General features: G+C 43.7%; 14 protein-coding genes. 8 read left to right on the forward strand and 6 right to left on the reverse strand.

The annotated features are described in order from the left end of the window. Positions 1-24: 24 nt before the first annotated feature. The 4 genes from E4N66_RS06775 to E4N66_RS06790 all read right to left on the reverse strand — a co-directional run bounded on the left by E4N66_RS06775 (position 25) and on the right by E4N66_RS06790 (position 3,742). Positions 25-387: a hypothetical protein gene (locus E4N66_RS06775; protein WP_253674560.1), complete on the reverse strand. Its 363-nt coding sequence runs from the start codon at positions 385-387 to the stop codon at positions 25-27. A 24-nt stretch (positions 388-411) separates the two neighbouring features. After that, positions 412-624: a hypothetical protein gene (locus E4N66_RS06780; protein ID WP_253674559.1), complete on the reverse strand. Its 213-nt coding sequence runs from the start codon at positions 622-624 to the stop codon at positions 412-414. Between the two features lie 257 nt (positions 625-881). Further along, entirely contained in the window at positions 882-2,597 is a 1,716-nt protein-coding gene (locus E4N66_RS06785) for an ABC transporter ATP-binding protein (protein ID WP_253727403.1), read from the reverse strand. Between the two features lie 128 nt (positions 2,598-2,725). Next, positions 2,726-3,742, reverse strand: coding sequence for a helix-turn-helix transcriptional regulator (locus tag E4N66_RS06790; protein ID WP_253727404.1), 1,017 nt, complete (start codon positions 3,740-3,742; stop codon positions 2,726-2,728). A 309-nt stretch (positions 3,743-4,051) separates the two neighbouring features. Here E4N66_RS06790 and E4N66_RS06795 point away from each other — a divergent pair, with 309 nt between their 5' ends. The 6 genes from E4N66_RS06795 (at position 4,052) to hydA (ending at position 11,122) form a co-directional block, all read left to right on the forward strand. Beyond that, positions 4,052-4,654: an MptD family putative ECF transporter S component gene (locus E4N66_RS06795; protein WP_044016429.1), complete on the forward strand. Its 603-nt coding sequence runs from the start codon at positions 4,052-4,054 to the stop codon at positions 4,652-4,654. Further along, positions 4,654-5,394 carry an energy-coupling factor transporter transmembrane component T gene (locus E4N66_RS06800; protein WP_253727405.1) on the forward strand — a complete coding sequence of 247 codons (741 nt, stop codon included), beginning with the start codon at positions 4,654-4,656 and terminating at the stop codon, positions 5,392-5,394. Before E4N66_RS06795 ends, E4N66_RS06800 begins: the two co-directional genes overlap by 1 nt. 12 nt (positions 5,395-5,406) lie before the next feature. After that, on the forward strand, positions 5,407-6,867 hold the full coding sequence (locus E4N66_RS06805) for an ABC transporter ATP-binding protein (RefSeq protein ID WP_253727406.1): 1,461 nt from the start codon (positions 5,407-5,409) through the stop codon (positions 6,865-6,867). 216 nt (positions 6,868-7,083) lie between these two features. Next, positions 7,084-8,271 (forward strand): dicarboxylate/amino acid:cation symporter, encoded by a 1,188-nt coding sequence (locus E4N66_RS06810; protein ID WP_253727407.1) that lies wholly within the window; start codon positions 7,084-7,086, stop codon positions 8,269-8,271. Positions 8,272-8,274: 3 nt separating this feature from the next. After that, positions 8,275-9,567 (forward strand): L-cysteine desulfidase family protein, encoded by a 1,293-nt coding sequence (locus E4N66_RS06815; protein ID WP_253727408.1) that lies wholly within the window; start codon positions 8,275-8,277, stop codon positions 9,565-9,567. Between the two features lie 151 nt (positions 9,568-9,718). Beyond that, entirely contained in the window at positions 9,719-11,122 is a 1,404-nt protein-coding gene (hydA, locus tag E4N66_RS06820; protein WP_253727409.1) for a dihydropyrimidinase, read from the forward strand. Positions 11,123-11,632: 510 nt separating this feature from the next. Here the strand turns inward: hydA and E4N66_RS06825 are convergent. Together E4N66_RS06825 and E4N66_RS06830 are read right to left on the reverse strand one after the other, a co-directional pair. Beyond that, positions 11,633-12,325: a TPM domain-containing protein gene (locus tag E4N66_RS06825; protein ID WP_253727410.1), complete on the reverse strand. Its 693-nt coding sequence runs from the start codon at positions 12,323-12,325 to the stop codon at positions 11,633-11,635. A gap of 27 nt (positions 12,326-12,352) precedes the next feature. Beyond that, complete coding sequence (locus tag E4N66_RS06830; RefSeq protein ID WP_253675225.1) at positions 12,353-12,961, reverse strand: LemA family protein; 609 nt, start codon at positions 12,959-12,961, stop codon at positions 12,353-12,355. 343 nt (positions 12,962-13,304) lie between these two features. Between E4N66_RS06830 and E4N66_RS06835 the strand changes: the two genes are divergently transcribed. Further along, on the forward strand, positions 13,305-13,958 hold the full coding sequence (locus tag E4N66_RS06835) for a TetR/AcrR family transcriptional regulator (RefSeq protein WP_253727411.1): 654 nt from the start codon (positions 13,305-13,307) through the stop codon (positions 13,956-13,958). A gap of 184 nt (positions 13,959-14,142) precedes the next feature. Further along, the gene (locus tag E4N66_RS06840) at positions 14,143-15,879 is read left to right on the forward strand and encodes an ABC transporter ATP-binding protein (RefSeq protein ID WP_253727412.1); all 1,737 of its coding nucleotides are present in this window, start codon (positions 14,143-14,145) and stop codon (positions 15,877-15,879) included. Position 15,880 lies beyond the last annotated feature (1 nt).

Genomic DNA, 15,880 nt, shown 5'->3' on the forward strand with positions numbered 1-15,880 from the left:
GGTGATAGAGGTGAAAAAATCTTTTTAACAACTGATAGTATTTGAATAGTGTTCGTCTTCTTCATAAATGATATTATTGACGGGAAGCTCAAATTTTTTCTCGATAATTTTTGCATGTTTTATTAAAAAACAATCGCCATGATATACATAATATTTACCAAGTAATATATTATATGAGACTCTGCCTCTTGGTAATTTCCAATACTCATCTCTGTACCTTTTTGGTAAATAGTGCAAATAACCATTTTGTTTTAATTTCTCCCATACATTACTATGGTCTTCTTGAGATAGTAGCCATTCACCATATTTTTGTGCAAATGCAATGTCTGTTTTATCGACATAAAATAAATCAGATAAATCGGGAAGGAGCCAAAATATACCAACCATACTTAATACCAATAGCAGGGCATTTTAGTTGCCTGCTGATTCTCTCCTCTGTTCTAAATTATTTTTTTCGATAGCGTCTTTCAAGAAGTCCGTGAATGTTTTTTTATCATGTTGTTTTTGAAACCAATTCGTATTTTTTTCCGCTCTTTCGAACCGTTTGACCCCAAAAACAGGTTCGATATAATGAGGGCCGCAATTATTAAGCCACTGTTTGCCGCACCAAATAACTTTGTCCATCGATGTTTCTCCTTAAAAATTTAACATACACTAGATTTTCAGTGATTGTCTCAATTAACTAATAGCATAGTCAGTCTATCAGGCGATGATAGGGGGGATAAAAATTTTTAAGCCGGTGTTGTATCTTGATTTTAATGCGGAAAATTGTGAAACAAGAGGTTCTAAATGTTGTGGATGTTGGATGTTTTTTCTAGTTACAAATATCTATAGACAATTTTTCACACACTTTTGCTAAAGCTCCATCATTTCTCTGTCTTTTAGCTCATGTTGGTTTGTGCGTTATAGAGGGCGGCATAGACACCGCCTTTTGCCAATAGCTCTGCATGTGTTCCTTGCTCGCAAATGCCTTCATCATCAACCACTACAATACGGTCTGCACTGCGGATTGTTGACAAGCGGTGGGCAATAATCAGCGTTGTACGCCCCTGTGCGAGTTCTTCAAATGATTTTTGAATTTTTATTTCCGTTGCGGTGTCGAGAGCCGAAGTTGCTTCATCAAGTATTAAAATCGGAGGATTTTTTAAAAAGGTTCGTGCAATCGCAACCCGCTGTTTTTGCCCGCCGGAAAGCCGTACCCCCCGCTCTCCGATAAGTGTGTTATACCCGTCTGGCATCTGCATAATATCTTCATGGATTTCAGCCCGTTTTGCTGCATGTATTATATCCTGTTCAGAAGCGGCACTGTTTCCGTATGCAATATTTTCCTTAATAGTACCGGCAAATAAGAAAACCTCCTGTTGCACAATACCGATTTGCCGCCGTAAACTGTGCACGGTAATATCTTGTATATTCCGCCCATCGAGGGTAATGGTTCCTGCGGACGGTTCATAAAAACGGGGCAGTAAATTACATAAACTGGTTTTTCCTCCGCCGGAGGGTCCTACAAAGGCAATGGTTTGCCCTGCCTGTATATCCAGCTTGATATTTTTTAATACCGTAACCCCATCTTGATACGAAAACGAAACATTATGATAGCGGATATTTCCATGCGCTGAAGTAATTTCTACCGCATTATCATGCTCGATAATACTATCATCTGTTTCCATGAGTTCTGTAAAGCGTTTAAAACCCGCCATACCATTGGCGTATAGTTCAATAAAAGCTGTAAGCCGGCGGATAGGCTGCAAAAATGCACCGGCAAAAAGCGTTGCGGTAATAAGGTCGGTAAGCGTCATCGTCTGCTGCATAATAAAAAAACCGCCTGCGGCAATAATCACCAAATGTAACATTGAAATAAGAAATTCTAACCGGCTAAAGAAAAATGCCATATTCCAATAAAAACGTTTTTTTGCCGTATAAAATGCTTGATTGTTTTTTTCAAACCGATCTTGTTCATAGTTTTCATTCGTAAATATTTGTGTTACCCGTATTCCGGAGAGAGCTGATTCAATAGCGGTATTTATGGCAGCCGTTTCTTCCTTTACACGGCGGGATGCTTTCATAATATGTACACGGCAGCGGACAGTGTGAAAAAATGCAATGGGTATAAAGAGCGTCAGGAGTAGTGCGAGTTCCCATCTGATAGAAGCCATAAGAGCCAGCGATCCGGTCAGCGTTAATACAGAAATAAAGAGGTCTTCCGGTCCGTGATGCGATAACTCGGTAATTTCAAACAAATCTGTTGTAATGCGGGACATCAGTTGTCCGGTTCTATTGATATCAAAAAAATGAAACGACTGTTTTTCTATATGGCGAAAAAGATCCCGCCGCATATCCGCTTCAACTTTAACGCCGAAAAGATGCCCGAAATACGTTACAAAATACTGAGCAGCACTGCGGATCAGATATAATCCTATCATTATTACAATAAATGCATAAAAGGCTGCATAGTCAGCCTTGGGTAAAAAATGCTGGATGCTGTATCTGCTTGCCATAGGGAAGATAATATCTACCGCTGCAATAAAAGCTGCACAGCACAGATCGGCAGCAAAGAGTTTCCAATGAGGTTTAAAATATGAAAAGAATAACCGCATACGGCGTATTCTAACAAGTGTTTGAAAAAATGTATAGAAAGTGCATTGGGATTTAGAAAAATCCTCGAGATGTTCGACAACACACATATCGAAGAGGTCTAATACTTACCCAAAACCTATCAGCCCGGTCAATGCTCCTTATGAACCGATGCCCGGTATTCCGCCGGCGATTGATGATACCATTTTCGGAATGCACAAGAAAATTTACCGGCATTCGCATAGCCGAGATGTGCAGCAATGCTCCCGATTGACAATGCCGGTTTAGATAGTAACAAACACGCATATTGCATCCGTGCTTTTAAAATATAATCACGGGGCGAAAGACCATAAAGGAGCTGAAAAGTCCGGCGGAATTTTGTATGTCCCATAGCTGCTATACTGCATAATTCCTCCGAGCACGGAGGGTTTAGAACAGAACGCTCAATAGCAATCCTGACTCGCTCCAAGGCCTTGCGTTCAATGGGAGAAAGACAAGCCTTCGTTGGGTTTAAAGAAACATCTACTTGCTTTCTGTGCCGCTGAACATTTCCTGCAGCAACAGACAAAAGTTCCCCCACCTTACTTTCATAGTAGAGGCTTGATGTTTCTTCTGAAAGAATCTTGTGTTTAATCTGAAGAAAAATACTGCCGATTTCCGGTGTGTTATAATTACATTCGTGCCAAGAAAACAAGGCTGCATAATGTAAGCCGTCAGATGCATACCGGCTTTGAAGGAAAGGAAGAAAATACTCTTCAAGAAGAAGTACCGATACATACCGGATTGGAATACCTGCCCGATAGAGAACCCGTCCTTTGGAAGGGCGATTTAGATACAGATTTATTCCTTCTTGGATTACGGCAGTGCGCTTGCCATTTTGAATGAGCCTTACTTCCCCTGACTCCAAATAATACATTTTTATCATTTTATGTTCGAGTTGGTATTGGCGCTCCATATCGTGATATGGAGTCCAGTCGCTGACGGAAAGAAAGATGCCCTCAGCCGGCTGCACCTGATACATGATACCGTGTCCTGCCTTTGCCGGAGGATAGTAGGTATGAATAGTTCCGCATTTTTTTTCATCCGTTTCATTAAAATGGTAGTCTGCCATATAAAAGGAGGCATCTCCCAATTTATGAAATGACTGCTGTTGATTTTTCTCTGTCATAGATGAGATTCCTCACTTTCAGTAATGTCCCTAAACATCTTTTTTTATGTCCTTAAACGCCGCGTATATGGCAATACTAAAAATGATAAATTGATATATCACAATCATTTATCATATATACCAAAAGCTTGTAAGCTTGTGAGGGCTGTTTGACAGCACCTCACCGGATAACTATAGTAGCTCATACTCGTTAGCCGTGTCTAACTACTAAAACATAGCATATTTTAGTCATGATGCAAACGGGTACGATGGGAAAAGATGAAACATTATTTTTTCCAAATACAAATAGAGTGTGAGGAGGACTTCTCTATGGCAAATGAAATGAGCAAAAAAGGTCTTACAACACGAGACCTGATTACCACCGGAATTTTAGCAGCACTGTATGTTGTTTGTGCGTTTATCGGCGAGCTGATATTCGGATTTTTCCCCGTGTTGACGTTTCTGTGTCCTTTGTCGATTGCACTGCTTTGCGGACCGGTTTTTATGTTAATTATTGCTAAAGTTCCAAAGCATGGACCTATCTTCATTACCGGCATTTTAGTAGGCGGTGTTTTGTTCGTAACGGGAATGTATTGGCTGATGTGCTTAGCGTATATCATTTTAGGAGTAGTAGCCGAATTGGTGGCTGGCTCTACAAATTTCAAAAGCAAGACCAGAAATTTATTTGCGTATATGATTTTTGTTATCAGTCCTATTTTTTCCTATGCAATGCTGTGGATCAATCGTGATGAGTATGTAAACTACCTCGTGAAAAATGGAACGGAACAGGCATATATGGATACGATGATTGCCAACGCGCATCTATGGGTACTGCCTGCTATGATTGCCGGCAATTTGATCTGTTCATGTATCAGCGGAAAATTTGGACAGCACTTACTCAGAAAACATTTTGAAAAAGCCGGGTTGGTGTAATGACTGCACCGTTTTCGGCGGATATTTTTTGTAAAACACAGCACTTGGATCCCCGAACAAAGTTTTATATGCTGCTCGTCGGTACCGTAGACCTCTTTCTTGCACCGACAGTATATTATGAGGTTGCACTGGTAGCACTCATTACGATAGTCGGATTGAGCTGCGGAGAAAAACGGTTTACTTTGAAAATGACCGGAATATACACATCCCTTATAATCTTATATCATATAGGAATTTATGGGATGACCGGCTGGCTGCAAATCGCCATTGTAACATTTACCTTTTATATTCGGAAGATATTTCCTTGCGCGATGATGGGCGGCATATTAGTTGGAACCACGCAGGTTAATGAATTTATGGCAGCGATGCATCGTATTCATGTCCCTAAGTCTGTCATCATTCCTATGACGGTGATGATTCGATATATCCCGATGGTTCGAGAGGACTGGGGCTTTATTCATGACGCAATGAGAATGCGGGATGTCGCGCCTACCGTGAAAAGTTTGTTGACTCATCCTATTCGTACTGTTGAATGTATTTACGTTCCGATGATGATGTCCGCCCTCAAAGTTGCGGATGAACTTTCCGCAGCCTCTATTACTCGCGGGCTGGAAAACCCGAAGCAGAGAAGCTGTATGGCGGATATTCATTTTACGTGGAAAGATGTTGTGTGTACTTTTGCTTTTACCGTTTTTTTTGTGATTTCTATCCTATTTATGATAGGCAGGAATCTCGCATAGGATGATTACAGCATGATAGAGATGGAAAAGGTATCTTTCAGTTACCATAACTCCGCACAAAACGCGAATATATCTGACATTGACGTAACAATTCAAGCTGGAGAATGCGTATTGCTGTGCGGCCGGAGCGGATGCGGAAAAACAACCTTGATTAGATTAATCAATGGTCTTATTCCCTCGTTCTATTCCGGAGACTTATCCGGTTCAGTGTTGATTAACGGAACGTCTGTGCAGGAAACGCCTCTGTATCAACTTGCAGAACAGGTAGGCTCCGTGTTTCAAAATCCCCGTTCACAGTTTTTTAACGTAGACACGGACAGTGAAATGGTATTCGGTATGGAAAATCTCGCTTGGACGAGAGAAAAGATGACAGAGCGATTGACCGAAACAATTCGTGATTTGCAAATCGAAGCACTGAGCGGAAGGCGGGTTGCAGCGTTATCGGGCGGAGAAAAGCAAAAAGTTGCATTTGCTTCTATCTATGCGCTTTCACCTGATATTTATTTACTGGATGAACCTTCTTCCAATTTGGATACGGCAGCCATCGAAAGTCTGCGAAAAATATTAGTACTGTTAAAAAGGCAAGGAAAGACTATTGTGATAGCTGAACATCGGATTCATTATCTTAAAGATATCGCAGACCGCATTCTCTATATGGAGCATGGAACGATCCGGCAATCCTTGACATCGGAGCAAGTATGTAGCATTTCAGAAGCTGATCGGTGCACTATGGGATTAAGAACGATGGACTTATCGCACATTTGTATTCCCGATAGAACACGGAACTACGAAAAAAACATATTAGAAATTCAAAATCTCTGTCTTGCACATCATGAGCATACCGTACTTGCCGGAGTTAGTCTTTGTGCTGCACCGGGAGAGATTATCGGAATTATCGGACATAATGGTGCAGGAAAGTCAACATTTTCCCGTGCCTTGTGCGGCTTACACAAAGAGACGGCTGGGACGGTTATGTGGAATAGCAAGATACTGAGTGCAAAAGAGCGTTTGCAGCATTGTTATATGGTGATGCAGGAAGTGGGCTATCAACTTTTTGCGGACACCGTGGAAAAGGAGTGCTGTTTCGGTATACAATCTCCGGATTATGAAGCTGCAAAACAGGCGATGGAACAGCTTGGTATTTGGGAGTACCGGAATGTACATCCCAGCACGCTTTCCGGCGGACAAAAGCAGCGTACAGCAGTCGCGGTAAGCATGGTATGCCGGAGAGACATTTTACTTTTTGATGAACCCACTAGCGGGTTGGATTATGACAGCATGGTCAATGTTTCCCGCCTCTTTCAAACTCTCTCTGCTATGGGCAAAGTGCTTTTTGTTGTAACACATGATTATGAGTTTTTGATTTCCGCTTGTACCCGTATTTTACACTTGGGGAACGGCGGCATTGTGGGGGATTATGCCATGTCTCCGCAGAACGAAGAAAAACTTAGAGCTTTCTTTTGCTCATCATAGAGCGGTGTGTTCGTATCATATCCTAAAAATCGGAAGTATATTTCTATTGCAGAACCGCCAAGGACAGCGGTGATTCCACACAGCTGCGATATTTATCATTTATAATTTGACAAATGGAAAAAAGCAGGTATATAATATTTTCTGTTGTGAATTGACCTGCTTCATGTTAATTGACGGGCAATCACTGTTGTAATTGTAGAGAGGAGGTCTACTATTATGGAAAAACAAAGCGGTAGAAAATTGGGACTGTTACCGCAGCTTGCTTTGGGGATTCTTGCCGGTGTGCTGCTCGGGTTGTTTGTACCCGCTCCGGTGATGGGGATTATTGCGACAATTAAAAAGTTACTCGGTTCGCTGATCTTTTTTGCCGTTCCGCTCGTTATCTTCGGCTTTATTGCTCCGGCTATTTGCGATTTAAAAGCAAATGCGGGGAAAATGCTCGGTGCATTTTTGCTGATGTCATATCTATCTGCGGTCGGCGCATCCTTGTTTTCGACTGTAGCCGGATATATTCTTATTCCGTTCCTGCATATTCCGTCACAGGCTGCCGAATTGATGGCAGTACCGACGACGGCATTCTCCCTGAATATTCAGCCGATTATGCCGGTTATGACCGCACTGGTATTGGCTATCTTAGCCGGTATTTCGGTTATTTGGACAAAGGCCGCGACGGTTGAAAAACTCTTAAAAGAGATTCAGGCAATGGTGCTCGAAATCGTCAACCGTGTTATCGTACCGGTATTGCCGTTCTTTATTGCGACAACCTTTGCCGAACTTGCATACAGCGGCAGCTTGACCCGCCAGCTCCCCGTATTCTTGAAAGTCATTATTATCGTATTGATCGGTCACTTTATCTGGATGACATTGCTGTACCTCATCGGCGGCGCGGTTTCAAAGCAGAATCCGCTGGAAGTCGTAAAGCACTACGGCCCTGCCTATGCAACTGCAGTCGGTACGATGTCAAGTGCGGCGACCTTGCCCGTTGCGTTACGCTGTGCGCATAAATCCAGCGTTTTACCGGCAGATATCGTCGACTTTGCCATCCCGCTGGGAGCGACAACCCATTTGTGCGGTTCAGTTCTAACCGAAACATTCTTTGCAATGACGATATCTCAGATGTTGTACGGATCGGTTCCCTCAATCGGAACAATGGTTTTGTTCTCATTCCTGTTCGGTGTATTCGCTGTCGGAGCGCCCGGCGTACCCGGCGGAACGGTTATGGCTTCGCTCGGTATCGTCATCAGCATACTCGGATTTAACGAAATCGGCACCGGCTTATTGATCGCTATCTTCGCCTTGCAGGACAGCTTCGGTACGGCGTGTAATGTAACCGGAGACGGAGCGCTTGCACTTATTCTGCGCGGTGTGTTCTATAAACCGGATGGAACGTTAAAACAGGCGTAAGGTATGGAACTCACGGACTTTGACTGTAATCAGTTCATTGCGATCCTTCAAGAAGAGTTGGTTCCTGCGCTCGGCTGTACGGAACCGATTGCCATAGCGTATGCGGGCGCTCATGCCCGTGCTTTACTCGGTAAGATTCCCGACCGTGTGTACATCAAAAGCAGCGGTAACATTATTAAGAACGTAAAGAGCGTTACCGTGCCTAATTCGGGCAATATGAAGGGAATTCCGGCGGCGGCGGCAATCGGCATTATCGGCGGCAATCCCGATAAGGGACTTGAGGTGCTTGCCGATATAACCGAATCCGATATCGCCCGCACCAAGGAATTTTTGGAAAAAATTCCTTGTAAGGTTTCCCTCTTGGATACGATGGCTTCTCTGCATTTTATTGTAGAAGTTTTTGCCGGTGCCGACAGCGCGTCGGTTGAGATTATCCATCAGCATACGAATATCGTGCGTACAACCAAAAACGGAAAAGACGTATTATCCGTTCCGTTTGATCCGGCTAGTGCAAATGCCGCACTGACCGACCGGTCGGGATTGTCGGTAAAAAAGATCCTTGAGTTTGCCGATACGATAGACCTTGACCGCGTCCGCCCGATACTGGAACGCCAGATCGATTATAATACCCGTATTGCACAGGAAGGGCTGGAGCACCGCTACGGTATTAACGCGGGCGCAAATCTCCTAAAGGCTGCTGAAGCGGAACGGGCTGTTACCGTAAAAATCCGTGCACAGGCCGCCGCTGCTGCGGGTTCTGATGCCCGTATGAGCGGCTGTACTTTGCCGGTTGTTACCAATTCGGGCAGCGGTAATCAGGGATTGACAGCTTCGTTACCGGTCATCGTATTTGCCGAAGAAAAAAAGCTCCCGCATGATAAACTGTTGCGTGGGTTGTTGGTCAGCAACTTGATTGCGATTCATCAAAAGACGCGGATCGGACGGCTTTCCGCCTATTGCGGAGCTGTCAGCGCAGGTTGCGGAAGCGGCGCTGCCGTTACCTATCTTTCAGGCGGAAGCTATGAACAGGTATGCGAGACGATAACCAATACCCTTGCGGTTGTGTCGGGAATTGTCTGCGACGGCGCCAAGCCCTCGTGCGCTTCGAAGATTGCCTCATCGGTCGATGCGGCATTGAATGCGCATTATCTTGCAATGCAGAACCGAGTGTTTGAACCCGGTGAAGGTATCGTAAAAGGCGACATAGAAAAGACCATCGCCGGTGTAGGCGCCGTTGCTGCCGACGGTATGCGGGAAACCGATAAGGTCATATTAAAAATCATGGTGGAAGATTAGCGCTTACGCCGATTATGTGCCGGGGGCGTTCCGAAAGCAACCGATTTTCGCGGGACTTTCTAAAATTGCGTTTTTAGAAGATTGCCGTGAATTTCATTTGTGATCGTCTCCCGGCATTTTTACAGGCGATTTGTAAATGGAGGTTTACTATATGAAAAAGACATTGATAACGGGCGGTACGCTCGTAACCGAAAACGATACGGTTAAGGCGGATATTGCGATAACCGGTAGCAAGATAACCGGAATCGGGCATTTTAATCCCGTCGATTTTGATGCCGTGTATGAAGTTCCCGGCTGTTATGTCATGCCGGGGCTGATCGATGCGCATACGCATCTTGAGTTGCAGCAGTCTCCGCAATACCGCGCCGTCGATGACTTTTACACCGGTACCGTTGCAGCAGCTTGCGGCGGTACGACCTCCGTTATCGATCATATCGCATTCGGTCCCGCCGGATGTAATCTGCATTATTCCATAGACCGATACCATGAGCTTGCAAAAAAGGCGGTTATCGACTACGGCTTTCATGGTGTTATTCAGCATGTGGATGATGCAATTTTGCAGGAGCTATCCGGCATCATTAAAAATGAAGGTATTACGAGCTTTAAGGCCTATACGACCTACGGATTTAAAATTGATGATACGGGCTTTTACCGCTTGCTGCAAACCGTGAAAGAAGCAGGCGGCATTTTAACCGTGCATTCGGAAAACGATTCACTTATCAACTATCTCCGGTCGAAATTCGTAAAAGAAAAGAAAATGCTGCCTATCTATCATGCGCGCAGTCGGCCTAACGAAACGGAAGCTGAGGCTGTTTCCCGCCTTATCCATTTTTCGGAAATGGTGGAGGATGCGCCGCTGTATATTGTACACCTTTCTACAGGAGAGGCGCTTATCAGCGTTGTAGAGGGACGGCAGCACGTTAACCGGTTGTTTGTAGAAACTTGCACGCAGTATTTGACGCTTTCGGAAGAAAAGTATGGAAATGAGAACGGCAGTCCCGATGATCCTGAAAATATCGAAGGGCTGAAATATATTATGGCGCCGCCCTTGCGCAGAAAGCAAGATATAGAAGCGCTTTGGATCGGGCTTGCAAACGGTGATATCCAAGTCGTTGCAACCGATCATTGTCCCTTCTTATTAAAAGAAAAGATGGACACCAAGGGCGATTTTACCAAGGGGCCGGGCGGCGCTCCGGGTATCGAAGAGCGGGTGCGGATTATTTTCTCCGAAGGTGTACAAAAAAAGCGGATTTCGTTGGAGCGCTTCGTGCAGGTGATGGCAGCAAATCCTGCCCGCATCTTCGGTATGTATCCTCAAAAAGGCTGCCTCCTGCCCGGCGCCGATGCCGACATTACGATTATCAATCCGAATGCGGAAGAAGTGCTGACAAAGAAAAACCTGAAAAGCGCCTGCGATTACTGCACGTATGAAGGAATGAAGGTGCAGTGCGCAATCGATTCCGTATTCAGCCGTGGGGAATTAATCGTAAAGAATAACGAATTTTTAGGCGAAAAGGGTAGGGGACAATTCATCTTTAGAAAACCGCCGTTTTAAATATAACAGCTTTCTCCATCCGTGTCCGTTTTGATACGTCGAGGATTAATTTGTGTGCGGCACGAAGTAGCTGCACACTTTCCGTAAGCCTTTTGAAATAGACTGTTGAGCAGTTGTACCTCCGTGTACAACTGCTCAACGACGAGATTTGTGCGTAGCCCAAATCTCGCTGCTGGTTATCACCCCGGACATCCGTGTCCGTTCTGTAGATGCTAGGAGCCTAGTCGAAATAAAGCGGAGGCGTACTTGTTGTACGTCGAGCAGCGGCACGGACGCCGCTCGTATTAAACAGAAACAAGTTTGACACCGGTCAAACTTGTGTTCAGCGAAGTACATGGACGTACTTCGCTGAACAAGCGACAACCCAGATGCGCCTGACGTAAGCCTTTTGAAATAGACGGTGCAGATACAAGGAGTTAGCTGAAAATAAAGCGCAGGCGTATCTATGATACGTTGAGCATTTATTTTCAGCGTACGACGCAGTAGATGCCCCGTATATTTCAAAAGGGATTAGGATTCTAAAACAATCAGCCCATCAGGCAGCTCGTTGGGATTTTCCGTTTCGCTAGGAAAGTTCTGCTGCAGAATCCTGCCGCATTCTTTTACGGCAGAGACAAAGGCTTGAGCGGCTTGGTGTTCTTTTAATCCGGTAGTCATAATTTTGCAAATACCGTCCCATTCATTTTGAGCTACTTTCGCGGCAATTCCCGAATCGGCAATAACAAAAAACTTCCGTTCAAGTACGGAGGCAAAGATGAGAACACCGGAATGTTCCGTAGTCTTATACACACCGCTTTCCACAAAGTGTTGGAGTGCACGGGCATAGACGCGGCGGTTTTTTAATGTATTCGGGATAATCAGCCGGTCGATTGCGGGAATATTTACCAATAAATAAACGATAAGCACAACGGTAGCTGCACCGCTGCCGATAACTGCTGTCAACTGGGCAGGAGAAGGAAACCAAACAGTGCGTTCCAACAGGTTCCAGATGGGGGCAGCGCATAAAAACAAGATAAGAAAAGAGAGAAAGGACGCGCAAAATGCAACGAATAGCTCTACAAAGGCATAGGAATCGCTTTGGTACACAACCGCAAGGGCAATTTCTCCGGTTGTCTTTTTCTCAGCCTCCGCAACCGTATTCGCAATTTCTCTCATTTGAGTAGGAGAAATATCCATCAGTTTTAACAGTCTATTCTTTTTCATTGCGTCCATTCCTTAATCGATAATCAGTTAAAATTCAACTTTAGGCGCAGTTGCAGCTTGTTCGTCAGCCTTAAAATACGCCTTTTCTCTAAAGCCGAACATATTGGCGAGAAACGCTTGCGGGAAACGCCTAATCTGTAGATTATATGTCTGTACCGCCTCATTAAAACGCTTCCGTTCTACGGCAATACGGTTTTCGGTTCCTTCAAGCTGACTTTGCAAGTCGCGGAAGTTTTCATTTGCTTTCAATTCAGGGTAATTTTCCGCAACGGCAAGCAGCCGCTGCAGTGCACCGCCTAACTCGCTCTGTGCTTTTTGGAACTTTTCAAACGATTCGGGATTGTTGAGTACTTCGTCCGAAACATTGATAACGCCGCCCGCTTTGGAACGCATTTCCGCAATTTCAGTAAAGACTTTTTCCTCATGGCTTGCATAGCCTTTTACGGTGTTAACAAGATTGGGGATTAAATCAAAACGGCGCTGGTACACGTTTTCGACCTGACTCCATGCCGCTTTAACGTTTTCATCCGCCGCTACCATCGAATTATACGAACGGGTTACACAGCCGTATAGTGAAAAAATAATCAGCACAATAATGCCGAGAACGATAAGACCTGTTTTGAGTCCTTTGCTCATAGCTGAATGCTCCTATCAAAATTTTAAAGTATTCTTATGCATACTGATGTATGCCGAACTGACTGCAAAGTATAGACCATTTGACGAAAAGAAACAACGTGCCGAAAGTCCATAAGGTAGTTGTAATTGTTATTATGGCACAGAGGCCGAAATATTACCCTTTTCCGTACAAATAAACATTTTACAGTAGAAAAATGGATCGACGTCCTTTTGTCTATACAAAAAATAGTTTTTTATAGACATAGTGATTTCCCTATTTTGCATTATAAAAGTAACCCATGCTTGACATTATCAGTTTATTTTAATAACATTGTTATTAATTAATAGAAGAGTTATTACAAATATGAACAACCATGCAGAAAAAATATTAGCCGATAAGGATGAGCTAAACACACGGGCAAAGATTTTGCGTGCTGCAAAACAGGAGTTTTTTACTAATGGCTTTGCAGATACCAATGTGCGCACCATCGCCGAAAAAGCAGGTGTAACGACGGGGGCGCTGTATAACCTTTTTAATAATAAGGATGGTATATTCGAAGCTCTTGTAAGCGGCGTATTCGATGAATTATTGAACACAATGTCACACAGCGAGCTTCTTGAATCGCAGAACTTCGGTATGAAAACGAGCGACCTTTCCTCAATTACGGAACTATCGCAACGCCGGTTTTTACGAATGATAGATTTTTTTTATGATAATTGGGATGCAATGAAATTGATTGTTTGTTGTTCGAAGGGAAGTTCCTACGCGCATATTTTCGATAAGGCAATCGATATAACTGAAAACGACACCTTTCGATTATTGAAACTCGACGGCGTTAAAATGTCGCGGCGCATACAGTTTTTTATTCATGTCATGGTAACGTCTCACTTTGAAAATCTAAAAGAAATTTTTTATCATAATTTAAAAAAATCGGAAGCAGTGGAATATGTGCTCGACTTTAACATATACCATTGTGCCGGATGGAAACAATATTGGATGGAACAAGTAAAAGGCTAAAGAGGTATGGGGAATTCATAATTGGTAATTGGTAATAAGCGTTAGGGATTGGAGGGGCAGCGCAGCTGTTCCGAAGGAATGGAGCGTTAGCGGAACCCCGTAAAGCCCGACGGTTTGCGCAGAATGCGGAAACCGAAACGCCCAAAATAATTACAAATTACGCATTAGCATAGAAGGAGTTTATATGGACACATATAAAAGGTTGTTTAAATATACGCCGGAGAAAATACACTGTGCGTATATTTCGGTGGTGTGCGCTACGCTGGGAGTTGCTTCTCAGATGGGTGCATTTTGGTTTTTATGGAAGTTTTTGTACGCGCTTTTGGTTACCAAAAACGTTACGGACGGGTCGATGTACGCAACGGTGATTGTTTCGCTGTTGGCAGGTTATTCGGTTGTATATTTCTGCGCTTTGTGGGCGTCGCACGTGCTTGGGTTCAGGCTTGAATCGAATCTGCGCAAAACAGCAATCAACCATTTGATGAATGCATCGTTTGCTTTTTTTGATATGAACCCGTCGGGAAAAATCCGGAAGCTCATTGACGACAATGCACAAGAGACGCACATGCTTGTTGCGCATTTAATTCCCGATAATATTTCCGCATTGTTTACACCGATTTTTATGTTTATCATTGTATTTGCAGTTGATGTAAAACTCGGTCTTTTGTTGCTTGCCGTTGCGCTTATCGGCGGTGCGCAGATGATGTTTATGATGGGCAATAAAGATTTTATGCGGAAGTATCAAGCGGCGTTGGAACGGATGAATGCCGAAGCAGTTGAATATGTCCGCGGTATGCAAATTGTAAAAATCTTTAGAAGCACGGTTGAATCTTTTAAAGCGTTTTACGAAGCGATTACCGGCTATTCCGATTTAGCATATAAGTACACACTCAGCTGCCGTACGCCGTATGTGATGTTTCAAGTACTGTTTAACCTGTTTGCGGTATTCACCATTCCTGCTGCTATTTATTTTATGAACAAGGGGGCGGACGCTAACCTCATCATTGCAAAACTCGTCTTTTTTGTCTGTATCGCCGGTGTGCTTTTTTCGGCATTTATGCGCGTGATGTATGTCGGTATGTATAACTTTCAGGCAAAAAGCGTTGTAGATAAACTCGAAACTCTTTTTGCAGACATGGAAAAGGATAACCTTGAACACGGTACGGAAGAAACTTTTGAGAACTTCGGGATCGAATTTAAAAACGTATCGTTCGGTTACACGGAAGAAAAGATTTTAAATGATGTCAGTTTTACCTTGGAACCGAATAAAACATACGCACTGGTCGGCTCATCGGGCGGAGGAAAAAGTACAATAGCAAAATTGATCTCTGGTTTTTATAAAATAAATTCAGGTGAAATTCTGATCGGCGGAAAAAATATTTCGTCATATTCACGGAATGCGCTGATGCGCAGTATCGCCTTTGTGTTTCAAACCTCGAAGCTCTTTAAAACAAGTATTTTTGAAAATGTCAAAATGGGGAATAAAAATGCAAGCGGTGAAGAGGTGATGAATGCGCTTCGGCTTGCTCGCTGCGAAGATATTTTAGCAAAATTCCCCGAACGTGAAAAAACAGTTATCGGTTCAAAGGGTGTACACTTATCCGGCGGAGAAATTCAGCGTGTTGCGATTGCCCGCGCAATTTTGAAAAATGCGGATATCATTATTTTGGATGAGGCATCCGCCGCTGCCGACCCTGAAAATGAATACGAAATTCAGCAGGCGTTTTCCAATTTGATGAAAAACAAAACGGTTATTATGATTGCGCACCGGTTAAGCTCGATTAAAAATGTCGATGAGATTTTGGTTGTCGAAGACGGAAATATCGCTGAACGCGGCAGCGATGCGGAACTGATGCAGAAGGGCGGAAAATACAGCCGATTGCAGAAGTTATATTCTAAAGCGAATGAATGGAGAGTATAAC

It is taken from the genome of Treponema sp. OMZ 857, assembly GCF_024181085.1.
Lineage (GTDB): Bacteria > Spirochaetota > Spirochaetia > Treponematales > Treponemataceae > Treponema.